16 protein-coding genes are annotated in these 14056 nt (G+C 67.9%); 9 read left to right on the top strand and 7 right to left on the bottom strand.

What is annotated here, in order from left to right; translation table 11 throughout:
- Positions 1-147 precede the first annotated feature (147 nt).
- From ACFPZ3_RS15130 to ACFPZ3_RS15155, 6 genes are all read left to right on the top strand, one after another.
- Positions 148-1665 (top strand): golvesin C-terminal-like domain-containing protein, encoded by a 1518-nt coding sequence (locus tag ACFPZ3_RS15130; RefSeq protein WP_379514716.1) that lies wholly within the window; start codon positions 148-150, stop codon positions 1663-1665.
- A 171-nt stretch (positions 1666-1836) separates the two neighbouring features.
- Positions 1837-4551, top strand: coding sequence for a hypothetical protein (locus tag ACFPZ3_RS15135; RefSeq protein ID WP_379514717.1), 2715 nt, complete (start codon positions 1837-1839; stop codon positions 4549-4551).
- A gap of 76 nt (positions 4552-4627) precedes the next feature.
- On the top strand, positions 4628-4771 hold the full coding sequence (locus ACFPZ3_RS15140) for a hypothetical protein (RefSeq protein ID WP_379514718.1): 144 nt from the start codon (positions 4628-4630) through the stop codon (positions 4769-4771).
- Positions 4772-4788: 17 nt separating this feature from the next.
- Positions 4789-5958: a methyltransferase domain-containing protein gene (locus ACFPZ3_RS15145; protein WP_379514719.1), complete on the top strand. Its 1170-nt coding sequence runs from the start codon at positions 4789-4791 to the stop codon at positions 5956-5958.
- A gap of 29 nt (positions 5959-5987) precedes the next feature.
- Positions 5988-6617 (top strand): YrhB domain-containing protein, encoded by a 630-nt coding sequence (locus ACFPZ3_RS15150; protein ID WP_379514720.1) that lies wholly within the window; start codon positions 5988-5990, stop codon positions 6615-6617.
- A gap of 537 nt (positions 6618-7154) precedes the next feature.
- Positions 7155-7370: a hypothetical protein gene (locus ACFPZ3_RS15155; protein ID WP_379514721.1), complete on the top strand. Its 216-nt coding sequence runs from the start codon at positions 7155-7157 to the stop codon at positions 7368-7370.
- A 106-nt stretch (positions 7371-7476) separates the two neighbouring features.
- Here the strand turns inward: ACFPZ3_RS15155 and ACFPZ3_RS15160 are convergent, their stop codons facing one another.
- Together ACFPZ3_RS15160 and ACFPZ3_RS15165 are read right to left on the bottom strand one after the other, a co-directional pair.
- The gene (locus ACFPZ3_RS15160; RefSeq protein WP_379514722.1) at positions 7477-7701 is read right to left on the bottom strand and encodes a DUF397 domain-containing protein; all 225 of its coding nucleotides are present in this window, start codon (positions 7699-7701) and stop codon (positions 7477-7479) included.
- Entirely contained in the window at positions 7688-8488 is an 801-nt protein-coding gene (locus tag ACFPZ3_RS15165; RefSeq protein ID WP_379514723.1) for a helix-turn-helix domain-containing protein, read from the bottom strand. Before ACFPZ3_RS15165 ends, ACFPZ3_RS15160 begins: the two co-directional genes overlap by 14 nt.
- Before the next feature lie 179 nt (positions 8489-8667).
- Here ACFPZ3_RS15165 and ACFPZ3_RS15170 point away from each other — a divergent pair, with 179 nt between their 5' ends.
- Together ACFPZ3_RS15170 and ACFPZ3_RS15175 are read left to right on the top strand one after the other, a co-directional pair.
- A complete protein-coding gene (locus ACFPZ3_RS15170; protein ID WP_379514724.1) occupies positions 8668-9081 on the top strand; it encodes an ATP-binding protein in 414 nt (137 codons plus the stop codon).
- Positions 9078-9287: a hypothetical protein gene (locus ACFPZ3_RS15175; RefSeq protein ID WP_379514725.1), complete on the top strand. Its 210-nt coding sequence runs from the start codon at positions 9078-9080 to the stop codon at positions 9285-9287. Before ACFPZ3_RS15170 ends, ACFPZ3_RS15175 begins: the two co-directional genes overlap by 4 nt.
- Before the next feature lie 64 nt (positions 9288-9351).
- Here the strand turns inward: ACFPZ3_RS15175 and ACFPZ3_RS15180 are convergent, their stop codons facing one another.
- Entirely contained in the window at positions 9352-9894 is a 543-nt protein-coding gene (locus ACFPZ3_RS15180; protein WP_379514726.1) for a GNAT family N-acetyltransferase, read from the bottom strand.
- A gap of 82 nt (positions 9895-9976) precedes the next feature.
- On the opposite strand from ACFPZ3_RS15180, the gene ACFPZ3_RS15185 reads away from it, so the two are divergent.
- The gene (locus tag ACFPZ3_RS15185) at positions 9977-10732 is read left to right on the top strand and encodes a hypothetical protein (protein WP_379514727.1); all 756 of its coding nucleotides are present in this window, start codon (positions 9977-9979) and stop codon (positions 10730-10732) included.
- A gap of 25 nt (positions 10733-10757) precedes the next feature.
- On the opposite strand, the gene ACFPZ3_RS15190 is transcribed toward ACFPZ3_RS15185, so the two are convergent.
- The 4 genes from ACFPZ3_RS15190 to ACFPZ3_RS15205 form a co-directional block, all read right to left on the bottom strand.
- A complete protein-coding gene (locus ACFPZ3_RS15190; RefSeq protein ID WP_379514728.1) occupies positions 10758-11504 on the bottom strand; it encodes an SDR family NAD(P)-dependent oxidoreductase in 747 nt (248 codons plus the stop codon).
- Positions 11505-11622: 118 nt separating this feature from the next.
- Positions 11623-12201: a TetR/AcrR family transcriptional regulator gene (locus ACFPZ3_RS15195; protein WP_379514729.1), complete on the bottom strand. Its 579-nt coding sequence runs from the start codon at positions 12199-12201 to the stop codon at positions 11623-11625.
- A 133-nt stretch (positions 12202-12334) separates the two neighbouring features.
- On the bottom strand, positions 12335-13516 hold the full coding sequence (locus tag ACFPZ3_RS15200; RefSeq protein ID WP_379514730.1) for a hypothetical protein: 1182 nt from the start codon (positions 13514-13516) through the stop codon (positions 12335-12337).
- Positions 13513-14049 (bottom strand): SigE family RNA polymerase sigma factor, encoded by a 537-nt coding sequence (locus tag ACFPZ3_RS15205; protein ID WP_379514731.1) that lies wholly within the window; start codon positions 14047-14049, stop codon positions 13513-13515. Before ACFPZ3_RS15205 ends, ACFPZ3_RS15200 begins: the two co-directional genes overlap by 4 nt.
- Positions 14050-14056 lie beyond the last annotated feature (7 nt).

Consider the following 14056-nt stretch of genomic DNA (forward strand, 5'->3'; position numbering starts at 1 on the left):
TAGTTTTCACAACATCAAGGGGGCCCAATCTCTCACGCGCCACGCGCGGCGAGGAGTTTCACCTAACTCGCCAGTAATGTCAATTATCGACATGAGTCAGAAGCTGCCGTAGCGTGCTGCCGTCACCTGTGAACGAGGAGCACCTCTATGACTCTCGCCCGCACGCGATTAGCAGCTCTTGCCACCTCGATCCTCGCCATCCTCCTCATAGCCGCAGGCCAGCCCGCCTGGTCCCAGGTCAAGGAGGCCCCGCTACCCGCCGCGTTCGCCAAGGCGGCCGCCGCGCACGACGTACCGCGTGACCTGCTCGTCGCGCTCGCCTACGCAGAGACCCACCTCGACGGCCACAACGGCGAGCCCAGCGCCAGCGGCGGCTACGGCGTGATGCACCTGGTCAGCAACCCGACCAACCACGCGCTTGAGCAGGCCGCCGAGCTCACCGGGCTCAAGACCGACCAGCTCAAGACCGACGACGAGGCCAACATCCTCGGCGGCGCGGCCGTGCTGCGCGCCCACGCCGACAAGCTCGGCCTCGACGAGGCCGCCAGGAAGGACCCCGGCCGCTGGTACCCCGCCGTGGCCGCGTACGGCAACACCACCTCCCCTGAGCTGGCCCGCCTGTACGCCGACGCCGTCTACGAAGGGCTCGGGCTCGGCATCGACACGCGCGGCGTGCAGGTCAAGCCGCAGGAGGTCACCGCGCAGCGTGGCGACCTGGCCAAGGCCCGCGACCTGAGCGCGCAGGCCGCCGTCGCCAGCCCCGACTACCCGCCGGCCGCCTGGGTCGCGGCCAGCTCCAGCAACTACCGCGTCTCCAGCCGCGAGACCAGCTACAACATCGACCGGGTGGTCATCCACGTCACCCAGGGCTCCTACGCCGGCACCATCTCCTGGTTCCAGAACGCCAGCGCACAGGTCTCCGCCCACTACGTGGTCAAGTCCTCCAACGGCGCCATCACGCAGATGGTCCGTGACAAGGACGTCGCCTGGCACGCCGGGAACTCCACCTACAACAACCGCTCGATCGGCATCGAGCACGAGGGCTTCGTCAACGACGCCTCCTGGTTCACCGACGCCATGTACCGGTCCTCCGCCGCCCTGACGCGCGCCCTGTGCGACAAGTACGGCATCCCGAAGACGCGTACCGGCATCATCGGCCACAACGAGGTGCCCGGCGCGACCCACACCGACCCGGGTTCGCACTGGAACTGGACCACGTACATGAACTACGTGACCGGTGGCGGCGGCACCCCCTCGTGGACCACCACGGTGGACAACTCCACCTCCGGCCAGTTCACCGCCAGCGCCAACTGGGGCACCTCCACCTACTCCAGCCAGCGCCAGGGCCCCGACTACCGCTTCGCCGAGACGGTCGCCGCCAGCGACCCGGCCTGGTGGTCGGCCACCATCCCCAGCGCGGGCAACTACCAGGTCGAGGTCTGGTATCCGGCCGACGCCGGTTACAACAGCTCGGCCCCGTACATCGTGGCGACCTCCAGCGGCAACCAGACCGTGTACGTCGACCAGCGCTCGGGCGGTGGAGCCTGGCGTAGCATCGGCACGTTCGCCCTCAACGCCGGCACCGCCAACGTCGTCGGTGTGAGCCGGTGGACCTCGGGCACCGGACTGGTCATCGCCGACGCGGTACGCATCAGCAAACTCTGACCCCTCCCGAACCCGGCCCGCGCCCGACACCCCTCCCCGGGCGCGGGCCGTAGGGGTACGGATCGGAGCCCGCGGCGGGTTCGATCCGATGCCAACCCCGACGCATGCCCTCAATCAGCCACATCCCGGACCCTACGCTCATGGCCTCCAACCGTTTCGCCGGAGGCCACCATGCCCGCCGTCTCCTCAGCGCCCGCGCCCGTCAAGCTGGCCGCCGCCTGCCTGTGCGGGCAGGCCCTGCTGCTGCTCCTGCCGCTGACACAGGACGTTCACTGGGACTTCCTGGCCCTCGCGGCGCTGGTGCTGGGCGCCGCGACCGTCCTCTCCGCGACCCGCCGTGATCGCCTGCGGCGCGCCGCCGTCTGGATCCAGGCGTTGGTCGCCGCGCGCGGGCTCCTCGCCATGTTCGACGAAGGCTGGTTCCTCTGGGGAGCTTTGGGGCTGTTGGTCGCGGGTGTGGGCTTGACCCAGTTGCTCTCCGAACCGGCGCAGGAGTGGTTCTGTGTACGGGGGCGGCGGCGTCCTTCACCTGCGCCGAAGCCGGCTCCCGCCGAAGCGGCGGCCCCTGTACTGGAGTCGGTCCCCGTACCGGAGCCGGCGCCCCTACAGCCGCCGACCTTCGTCCAGCCGCCCGCCCCCGTGCAGCCTCCGACCCTCGTACAGCCGTCGACCCCCGTACAGGCGCCGGCCTCCGTGCAGCCGCCGACCTTCGTGCAGGCGCCGACCTTCGTGCAGGCGCCGGCCTCCGTGGGCGCACCGATTCCCGCCCAGGCGGCGGCTGACGACGCCGGGCACGAGGAGGCGCGGCGGGAGGGTGTGCTCTGGCTGGCCTACGCCTTCGCGGCCCGGCACCTGATCCGCCTCCTGGTGCCGACCCTGCTGGTGTTCGTGCCGATCGGCCTGCTCGCCCTCCTGGGTCTGGGCTTCGTGATGGACGGATCGGCCGCGATGGTCAACGGCGAGTTCGAGCTGCTCGGCACACCAGGGCAGCCCCTCATGATCTGGGCGGCGGCGGCAGTGGTCGCCTCGCTGGCCGGTCAGACCGTGGTCATACCCGCCACGATCGTGCTCGCCACAGGCCTGATACTCGGCAGGCCCGTCTCCGCGTCCGGGGCGATGCGGGCGGCGGCCCGGCGCTGGCCCGCGATGCTCCTGCTCACCCTGCTGGGCGTCGTGGTGTTCGCGGCGATCGCGGCGGCCGGGTTCGGGATGTTGTTGTGGAGCGGGGGACTGTTCTGGACCTTCACGGTGATGGCGGTCCTGGCGCTGCTCGCGATGCCGTGCCTGCTGGCCGTGGCGATCGTGGTCCTGGAGGGCCGGTCCGCGTGGGGTGCGCTCGGACGTGCTTACTGGCTGACGGCGGACCGCCCCTGGTTTACCGTGTTCACCCTGGCCTTCGGCGTGCTGGTCTTCCCGGGGCTGGCCCAGCAGGCGGTGCGGTGGTCGGCGGATCCCCTCGTGGGCGGCGTGGCGGCCACCGTCCTGGGCCTGCTCATCCCACCGTTCCAGGCGACGGTGATCGCCCGGCTGTTCCTGCACAGCCTGATCCTCCAAGTCACGACCGCCGAGTTCGACCAGGTCATCGACACCCTCCCCCAGAGCGGGCCCCGTCCGGCGCGCGCGATCGCGGTGCTCGCGGCGCTGCTGCTCCCCGGCCTCCTGTACGGGGCCGCGATGCGGACCAACCCGTACGGCTGGCTGGAGGTCAACGAGACGGTCGTCACCGCCTCGTGGACACGCGACCCGAAGCCCCCGCAGAAGGACGGACGCGAAAGACCGAGTCTCGGCGGGTGGGACCTGCAAGCGATATACGCGGGCCAGGGCACGCGCATGGTCATGCTCATGGACGGCTACCAGCAGGCGAAGCTGCTGACCTGCACCGACAGCACCTGTGCCCAGACCCGGTACAGGTGGGCCGAGCCGATCAGCGCCGACCAGTACGGGTCCTCGACCGGCGTCCGGCTGGCCGACGGCCGCCTCGCCCTGACGACCTGGACCACAGAGGGGGATGAGGGCGACCAGCACTCCCGGCTCGGACTGCTGACGTGCGACGCGGCGGGCTGCGTCCAGGCCCCCGGCGGCAGTCCCATCACCGAGGTCGAGAACGCGAGCAGCGGGATGGTGGCACTGGCCACCCGTCCGGGCGGCGGCCTGCTCGTCGCCCATCTCCACCCCCTGTCGTGGCGGAACGACGAGGACGACAAAGAGGTCCTTTCCCTCACCACCTGCGACGACCCGGTCTGCACCCGTCCGCGAACCAAGGAGGTCGCCCAGCTCACCTCCGTCTCCATGCACCGCAGGAAACACAGCTTCGCCGCCGCCGTGGACGCCGAGGACCGCCCCGTCATCCTCCGCTTCGACGACTGGACCGGCTCCGTCTCGGTGATCGCCTGCGACGACCCCGCCTGCGCACAGGCACGTATGGGACGTCCGGTCCCCGACGGCGAACGACCCGAGCCCTTCACCGGCAACGAGGACGCCGCCGGCGCCACCATGGTGCTCCGCCCCGACGGCCGCCCCATGATCGCCTACCGCGACACGACCGACGGCACGATCAAGCTGCTCGACTGCCACACCCGGGAATGCGCACAGGCCACCACGACCGCCCTCTCCACCCCCAGCCTGAACCACATGGCCCCGGCCATGCTGCTGGACGGGCGCGGCCGGGTCCTGGTGGCCTACCAGGACCTCGACCAGGACGCGATCGTCATCGCCACCTGCACGGGAGCCCGCTGCACGCACACCCCGGTGACGAAGATGCGCAACGGCCCCGGCTACGGCCTGACCATGGCCCTGGACAGCCGCGGACGCCCGGTGATCGCCTGGATGGACGGGAGCTGGGGCTACTTCGACCTGGTCGTGACCACACCGCTCAACCTCTTTTGAATTGGCACTGGCGTAGATACGTCTAGTAGACCTATCATTACGTTCAGCAACCGATCGACTTCGGAGGAGGAGCCTCATGGGTCGCCACGAAAACCCCGACAGCCCCAAGGACGAGAAGTTCGACCCCGACAAGCACAAGGGCACTACGGAAAGCACCGGCGACCATCACCCGAGCCCATCCGGCAAGCACAGTGACAAGGGCAAGGGCGGCAAGAAATAGTGGACCTCGCTGCTCGAATGGATCGTCTGATCGACGATCTCAGTCCGTCGCTGGACATCATGGATGTGATCAAGAAGGCGATCCGCGCGGTGCCTCGCCACCAGTTCATCCCGCCGGTCGGGTTGATCACACCGGGGAAGGATTCCACCGCCTACCTGATCAACCGGGACGCGGACCCCCACACCTGGTGGGACGTGGTCTATTCCGACACCGCCGTCGTCACCCAACTCCACGACGGCACCGTCCCACTCCGGGAGGCGACCGGCGGCTACACCTCCTCGTCGTCCCAACCCAGCACCGTCGCAGACCTGCTGAACCTGCTGGACCCCGACCCGGGCCAGCGCGTGCTGGAGATCGGCACCGGGACGGGCTGGACCAGTGCGCTCCTGTGCCACCTGGTCGGCGAGCACGGAGAGGTCACCTCGATCGAGGTGGATAGGGCCGTCGCAGAACAGGCCGCCAACAACATCGCCGCCGCCGGCGCCCGCCCGAACCTGATCCTAGGTGACGGCGCACTCGGATATCCGGGACGAGCCCCTTACGACCGGGTACACGTCACCTGCGGGATACGGACCGTTCCCTACGCCTGGATCCAGCAGTGCCGGCCCGGCGCGGTGATCGTGCTGCCGTACAGCCCCAACTTCAACAGCAACTTCGTGCTGCGACTCGTCGTCCTCCCGAACGGCACCGCGATCGGCCACTTCCCCAGCCTCGCCTCGTACATGATGATGCGCTCCCAGCGCTCCGTCGAGCCATGCGCGGCGCGCGGTCCGGAAGAAAAGCACCACCTGACCACGCAGGTCGACCCACGCACGATCGCCTACGCACCGGCCGGCGCGGACCTGGTCATCTCAACGCTCACCGGCCTGGACTCCAGCACCAGCGACGAGCCCGACGAGGACGGGGAAGCCTTCCGGATGTGGGTGTCCGATCCCAACGACCCGAATTCGTGGGCGGTGGCCATATGGAGACCGGGCGCCGTGGAGCACAAGGTGTACCAGGTCGGCGACCGGCCTCTCTGGGACGAGGTCCTGGAGGCGTACTTCCGGTGGGTGAGCTGGGGCAGGCCGAATCGCGAACGGTTCGGCATGACGGTCACCCCCGAGGGCCAGGAAATCTGGCTCGACTCCCCCGACCGAATCGTGGGCAGTCACGCCGGACTTCAAGACGAGCTCGTGAACGCGTAAAGGAAGGATCTGACCGGGAGAATGGGCCGATGATCGACAGAGAGCACGCCGTGCGCCTGATCGAGGAACTGCTCCGTGCTGACCGCGAGACCGTGGATCGTCACGGCCACGCGATTCCCCTTACGATCACCAGGGTCACCGAGCACCGCCTCGGCTGGATCGTCAGCTATCAGTCCCAGGCATACCTCCGCAGCGGCAGCATCAGCGATCTGCTTGGCGGCAACGGCCCTTATCTGGTCGACCGCCATGACGGCAGCATCCATCTCATCCCAGTCACCGACTACGTCGCCGGGCTCTGGGAAGAGGACTACGAGCAGCACATCAAACCCATCGGCTCTGTTGAGAACGACCCTCGTCGCGACATTCCGTTCGCGACCGAAGTCCGTGCGGCGCTGGGGGACGGTCGGGTCGCCGCCATCCGCCTCCTCCGGCGACGCGCTCCCATCCTGAACATGGCCCAAGCCAGTGACTACGTTGTAGCGATCGGGACCGGCGAACGCCCAACAGCCGAGTTGATCGAACTGGTCAGGCCACCCGAACCGTTCTCACCCCGACTGGGGATCACGACCATCACAGCCCCCCTCCTCTCGGCCACCGACCCTCCTGAACCCGGCTCGGCGTCACCCAGTGCCCAGGGGCGACGCAGAAATGAAGAGTAAGTCCGAACAACAACAACCAGACTGATCGCTGTTCAACTTGGCCTTGCATTCAGCAGCTCAGCTCTTCGGTAGAGGCAATTCTCAAGCGGGACGGACACTTCGAGTGGCGGTCTGACCGATCAATCCGCGACTGCCGGACATTCCTCAGGAGTCGCGCCAACGACGTCTCGCCCGCTCCATCCGCTCTTCGCTGATGGTGCCGTGCTGCCGCTCGTACTCGTCCACGATCTCGGCTGTCTTCATCAGGGCTACTTGTTGCGAAGCGGCTGGAAAGCACGGCGCTGGAACGTCTGCGCCGAGGGTCGGGGGATCTGTCGGGTCAGAAATCGAACTCACCGGGTTTCGCGCCGCCCACGAAGGCGCGGAAGACGCCGCCTCGCAGGACCCATCGGGGGAATGTCGTCTCCATCCAAGCAGAGTTCATGGAGGAGCCGGACCGTGGCCTCGGCATCGTGGCGGGTTCGGCACGGATGTCATCGAGGCCGGTCACCGCGTCGTGTGGGCTGATCTGGCGGTCGCGCCAGAAGGGAGGTTGTTATGACGGCTGACAGGAAGTTTTCGGGATGGCGAATCATGGATGGCGCCGGGGGTGGTTATATCGCGTACCGCGCCGTCCTGGTGCCTGGCCACAGCGGGCTCTCCAACGTACGGTGCGGCGCGACCATGAAAGAGCTGTTCGAGCACCTGGAACAGGAAGTACGCCGCCAGGAGCAACTGTCCCCGGCGGATGAATCGCCGGAACGCGCCGCGTAGCCCGTCGCTAGGGTTTCGACGTGGGCGGTGGTGGCGGTCCTCTTCCTCCTGTACATGAGATCACCCGGCACCTGGCCTTGCGCCGAGGGCCGGGTGATCTGTCCGGTCAGAAGTCGAACTCACCGAGTTTCGTGCCGCCCACGAAGGCGCGGAAGACGCCGCCTCTCACGATCATCGGGGGAACGTCCGGCTGCTCGGAATCTCTGATCGCATACCTGTCGCCGCTCAACCTGGCCGCGTAGAGGCAGTCCCCTCCGTCGTCATGGGAGAGCGTGGACTTCCGCCACTGAGCGGTCTCCAGTTCAGCGCGCAGTTCCTCACTGATCGCCATACCTTGCCGCCACCTCACGTACTAGACGTTGGCTTATATGTACCGGGTGTGCCCATTTGTGAATGGCGTCATACCTGACGTTGATGCTCCGCACTATGTCCTCACGAACGGATACAGAGCCATGCGCTGCGGCATCGATACTGACATGATCCGGCATGCCGTCACCCTGGGCGATCGCGAAGCCTCCAGACGTCCCCGCAGTGGCCCCTACATCGAGCGGAACGACCTGGAACGAGATGTTGGGTCGTTCGGCCATCTTCAGCAGATGCCGTAGCTGTTCGCGCATCACCTCCTTTCCACCGACCGGACGCAGGAGCACGCATTCGTCGAGCAGGGCCCAGTACAAGGGCGGCTCATCGCGCTCGAACACGGTCTGCCGTCGCATCCTTGTCTCGACGGCCTCTTCGATCCATTGCTCGGTGGCTTGGGGTGCGTCTGAGAAGATGGCCCGCGCATAGCGGGCGGTCTGGAGGAGGCCCGGAACCGCGAGCGGTTGCCAGGTTCTTATGGTGTGCGCTCTTTCTTCTACTTTCGGCCATTCGCTGAACCACTTCGGCACAGACATGACCCTTGTGTTAGGCAGAAGCTCGAACAGCTCGCCGTTGAGGCCCAGTGCCGCTTCTGCCATGAGTGTGAAATTCTTGGTCGGCATACGCTTACCACGCTCAATCAGTCCGACCAGGCTCTCACTACACGAGAGCAGTTCTCCCAGGGCCGTTTGCGACAGACGCGCCGTATCGCGCGCCTTCTTCAATACCTCGCCGTATGTCCGCGTGTCCTCGGTCATGGATCTCACGCCCCTTCGAAGGACTCCGACAGCACCGCTCACCTCCGTCTGGATACAGACAGTGATGTAGCCATTACAAGCTAGCGGCTGACCGGCACTCTGTTAAGTGCTTCCGGACGGTGATTTCGACTTCTGTCCGGGGCCAAAAGACGGCATAGCCAATCAAAGTCGGTGATTCTGTGCGGACGGAAACCACAGCAGCCAAATGCCTATGGCGTGAAACGACCCTACGCCGAAATGACAAAACGTCATGGCAAGCTCGGCAGGCGACCGGACTTTGGCTTGCCGACTGCAATTCGACGCTGAGATCCGACGCCCTTCAAATCGTCTCGGAGCTGGTCGCCAACGTCATTCAGCACGTGCCGGGTGACTGGGTGGAGGTGCGGCTGGGTTTCGGGGACGGTTTCGTTCGTCTGGAGGTGATCGACCCCGGCACTCGCGAGACAGAACCGCGCTTCACCTCCCGGGCGACATCCCTGGAGGAGTCGGGCCGGGGCCTCGGCATCGTGGCCGGCCTCAGCATCCGGTGCGGCACAGAGATCGTCGAGGGCGGCCGTCGGGTCGTGTGGGCCGATCTGGCGGTCGGTCAGTGACGGGGAAGTACCCGGGCTGGGAGATCATGGAGGGGGCCGGAGGCGGGTACATCGCGTACCGCACCGTCCTGGTGCCTGGCCACAGCAGGCTCTCCAACGTACGGTGCGGTGCGACCATGAAAGAGTTGTTCGAACGCTTGGAGCAGGAAGTGCGCAGCGAGAAGCGGCGGTCCGCGGCGGAGGGATCGCCGGAACGCGCCGCTTAGAGCCCCTGGCCATCGGTCGTCCATGGTCGGCTCCGCGGCCCGTCCTCGACCGCCGGGCGGCAGCTCAGGTCTTCGAGTTCGGCTTCCACTCTTGGACGAGGAGCCCGAGCAGCACCTCGTCCAGGAACTCGCCCATCACCCAGGCCGAGGAGCGCAGCACGCCCTCGCGGACGAAACCATTGCTCTCGGCGGAGCGCAGCATCGCGGCGTTGTCCGACAGCGTCTCGATCTGCAGCCGCTGCAGGCCGCGCACGACGAAACCGTAGTGGCACAGCACCGCGACCACGTCGGTGCCGTAGCCCTTGCCGCGGGCGGACGGCAGCAGCCCCAGCCCGATGTGCGCGGCCCGGTTGTGGTTGTCGATGCCCCACAACGTCGCGGTGCCGACCAGCGTGCCGCCGTCCAGCTCCACCACGGAGAACGGGACGTGCCCCTGCTCCTTGTCGTCCACCACGAGCAGCGAGTCCTTCGAGCCCGGCGTGATCGGCCGCCACGGACTGCCTTGGGCCCGCGAATGGGTGACCACGTCGTCGTAGAGCTCGGCCTGCAGGATCGGAATGTCGTCCTCGTGCCGGGCCCTGAGCCCGACCTTGGTGCCGCTTAGCATGCAGGCTTTCTATCCAATCGGGCTGGCCCCCGGCAAACCGATTTGAACCCGCCGATAGGGTTCGCGAAAAGGGGAGATCGACTTGTCACGATTAGCCTTGGCCACGTGGCTGGCGGCCCTTTGTGCCGCCGCGTTCGCGACATGGCGGCTGTGGAGCACCATGTTGGAGGTTGGGTGGTTCTCCTTCTGTCCCGCCTCGTTCGTTCCGGTTCCGACGGTGTGGGAGCAGTTCGTCCTGGCGTTGCGCGCGGATGCCCAACTGGTGTTGTGGCTCGCCATGTGCTGGGCCGTCCCCGTACTTGTGGTGCTGGTGGGGATGGCTCAATGGCGGTCGGCGGTGGCGGGACGGCGGGTGGCGGCGGTTCTCGCGCTGTCCGCCATTCTCGGCTCGCTCACCTGGTTGTATGTCGATCCGGAGTATTGCGGTGAGGTGCCGGTGCTCAGCGGCCATTGGTTCGCGAACGTGGGGAGCCGGCTGGGGTCGAGCACGAGCGTGGGCTTTCTGGTCGCCGCCGTGCTGGTGCTGATGGCCGGCCAGGTGATGGGCCCCGCCGACGAGAAACCCGTCGTGTCGGCTTGGGCGGTGGTGCGCTGGGTGGTGGCGGTCCTCGTCGGCTATGGATGTGTGGCCGTGTTCCTTGTGGTCGGCGGCATCATGACGAGGGATTGGCTGGAAGTCGGGCTGTTGATCCGGCCGTTGATCTGGCTCGGTGTGATCCCCGCCCCGGGCAACCCGTGGCCTGCGCTGGTTTCGGCGGTGATGGTCCTCTTCCTCCTGTCCCTTAGGACGCCCGGCACCTGGTGCCGGCTGCGGCGGCGGCTCCGAGCGACGTTCTGACCGGTCAAGCCGCCTGACCTCGGTGTCAGGCGGTGGCGCCGCCGTCGATCACGTGGTCGGCGCCGACGACGAAGCTCGACTCCGGGGACGACAGCCACAGTGCGGCGGCGGCGATCTCGTCCGGGGTGGCCACGCGGCCGATCGGTAGCGCGCCCCTCATGCGTTCGTCGCGGTCGTCGATGGTCTCGCCGGGGCGCATCGACATCGGGGAGTCGATGGGGCCGGGGCTGATGGCGTTGATGCGGACGCCGTCGGCGATGTGGTCGCGGGCGGCGGTGCGGGTCAGGTGACTGACCGCGGCCTTCGAGGCGACGTACGCGCTCGCCCCGGCCAGCCGCCAGTGGGCGCCGAGGTTGGAGGAGACGTTGACGATGGTGCCGCCGCCGTGGGCTCGCATGTGGGCGATCTCGTGTTTCATCGAGAGGAACACGCCCTTGAGGTTGGTCGCTACGACGTCGTCCCAGATGTCCTCGTCGTAGTCGGCCAGCGGGGCCACCGTGCCGAAGATGCCGGCCGAGTTGAGTGCGACGTCGAGGCCGCCGTAGCGGGAGACCGCGGCCTCGACCATGGCGGCGATCTCGGTCGAGCGGGTGAGGTCCACCGGGAAGGCGCTGGCCCGGCCGCCGTTCTCCTCGGCCAGTTTCACGACTTCGTCCAGCTTCGCGGTGTCGCGGCCGGCGACGAGGACGGCCGCGCCCTCCCTCGCGTACGCCAGCGCCGCCGCCCGCCCGACGACGCCGCTCGCGCCCGTGACGAGCACGACCTTGCCCACGAACCGTCCCGACCCTATGGAGGATCCTGGTTCTGCGAAACGTCCCGGCTCTGCGGGGGGTCCTGCTTCTGCGGAGGGTTCTGCGAAACGTACTGACATTATTTTACACCAATCGTTCTTAAATTTGGACGGCGATCATGGCCTGATCGACCGCGTCGCGCAGTCTGCGCGGGTCCGGGTCGGCGCGGCCGAGGACCCTGATGCCCTGCAGCAGCACGAGCAGGAACCTGGCCAGCGCCTCAGGATCCTTGCCCGCCGGGATCTCCCCCTGGGCACGCGCCCTGATCAGCGCCCCGGCCAGCGCCGTCTCCAGCCCCGCCCAGCTCACCACGACCTTCGCCAGCACGGCGGCGTCGCGGCCGGCGAACTCCACGGCCGTGTTGACCACCATGCAGCCCCGCCGTAGCTCGTCGGCCAGGCATTCGGCCACGTAGGCGTCGAAGAGGCCACGGATCGCGGGCAGCGCGGGGCCGGGCTGGGAGAGCGGCTCGATGGCGTTGTTCTGTTCGAGGTAGCGCTCCAGCGCCTTCAGGTAGAGCTCGCGCTTGCCGCCGAACGTCGCGTAGATGCTCGCCCGCGCGACGCCGAGGCGCTCCACGAGGTCGGCCATCGAGGTCGCCTCGTAACCGCGCTCCCAGAACAGCTCCAGCGCCTGTTGCAGCGCCGCGTCGGGATCGAACTCCTTGGTCCTTGCCACGACGAGCACGCTAGCATTATCAAGAACGATCGGTCAAAAAAGAGCTGACCGGGTCGCCGCCTCAAGGCAACGCCCGGTCATCCGTCCCGGCGGGTCGCTGCCTCAGGACAACGCCCGGTTCATCCGTCCGGCGTTATCTGGGGGTCAGGACCCACCGCCAGGCGCCGTCCTTGTTGCTGTCGAAGTTGGCGGCGAGCTGGGTCGTCCTGGAGCCGTCCACGCTGACGAGCACGAGGCCGGCGTTGAACTCGTTCTCGCACTTGCCCGCACAGCCCAGCGCGATGACGTTGTCGTCGTCCGCCCAGGCGTGCAGTTGCAGGACCCGCTGCTGTCCGGCGACCCTGCCGGTCGCGGCTTCGGTGATCTTCGTCGGCAACCCGCTGCCGCCCAGGACCAGCCGCCCGTCAGGTGAGGTGCCCGAGATCGGCGAATGCTCGGCGTACCGCTCCCCCTCGGGCGCCTCGCGTGGCTGACCGTCGAGGGTGTGGAAGACCTTGTCGGGCTGGGTGGCCGTGGGTTCCCAGATCATCGTGCCGTCCAGGCTCCAGCCGAGGTCCTGGCGGCCGTTCACGTTGAAGGGCCGGGGATCTTCGCCGGGCTCGATGTCCTTCATCGCGGGCAGGTCGTGGAAGGAGGATTCGCCCGTCTGGAGATCGATGATGTAGTAGCCGATGCGCGGGCTCTCCGGCACGCGCTGCGTGGACGGGCCATCGGCCCGCCGGAGGTCCGGATAGCTGGAGTAGGCGGTGGCCAGGAGCTTGGTGCCGTCCGGTGACCAGACGACGGACCCCACCGAGTGCTCGAGGTCGAACCACTTCAGAATCTGGCGGGTGTTCATGTCCATGACGCCCACCCGGTTCCCGAGCAGGTCGCCGTCGATCACGGCCGCGGCCTGCAGCCCCGGGGCGGCATCCACCCACGCGTACGAGGTCTGCTCGTAGCCCTCGGTGCGCGGGTCGTAGAGCGACCAGGTTCGCCGGACCCGCTCCTGCTCCCGGCTGGTCACGTAGTACGCCGACACGGCATAGCCCCCGGCGGCGATCAGCTTGGTCGGCGGGCTGTGCTCGGTGTCGGTCCGCACGTCCGTGGGGGCGGGGGACGGCCGGGCGGGCAGGGTGAGGGCGTCGGCCGGGCGCACCACGGACTCGGGCTGACCGCCTACGAACACGGCGACGGCCGCGATCATGGCCATCACCAGCACCGCCGCACCGACGGGCTTCCAGGCGCGCCTCCGTAGCGCCCGGTCGGCCAGGTCGTGCGGCACCCTGACCTCGTCGGCCCATTCGTCGAACGCCTCACGCAGCAGTCGGGTCACGTGGCCACCTCCAGTGCCTGTGCCAGTTCGGGGGCGAGGTCGCGCAGCCGGGCCAGCGACCGGTGCGCGGTGCTTCTGACGGTGCCGACGGAGCAGCCCAGCATCCGGGCCACCTCCTGCTCGGGCAGGTCCTCGAAATAGCGCAGCACCAGGACCGCGCGCTGCCGGGCGGTGAGCCTGGCCAGCGCGGAGCGCAGCACCATGCGCAGCTCGCTCTGGTGGTGCGCGTCGCGCTCCTCGCGCTCGGGCGGGCTCGCCTGCACCACCTCGCCCCGCCGTACGCTCGCCCGCCACCAGCTGATCTGCTGCCGGTACATGATCTGCCTGGCGTACGCCTCAGGCGTCTCCACCCGCCGCCACTTGCCCGCCAGCTTCGCCAGCGCGGTCTGCACCAGGTCTTCCGCGGCATGCTGGTCCCCGCCGGTGAGCAGGAACCCGAGCCGCATGAGCGCGGGAGACCGAGCGGCGACGAACTCGCGGAAACGTTGCTCGTCCGCGGCGTCCACGGTCACCTCCAAGGGGATGGACTTCACCCTCTCA

It is taken from the genome of Nonomuraea insulae, assembly GCF_042656245.1.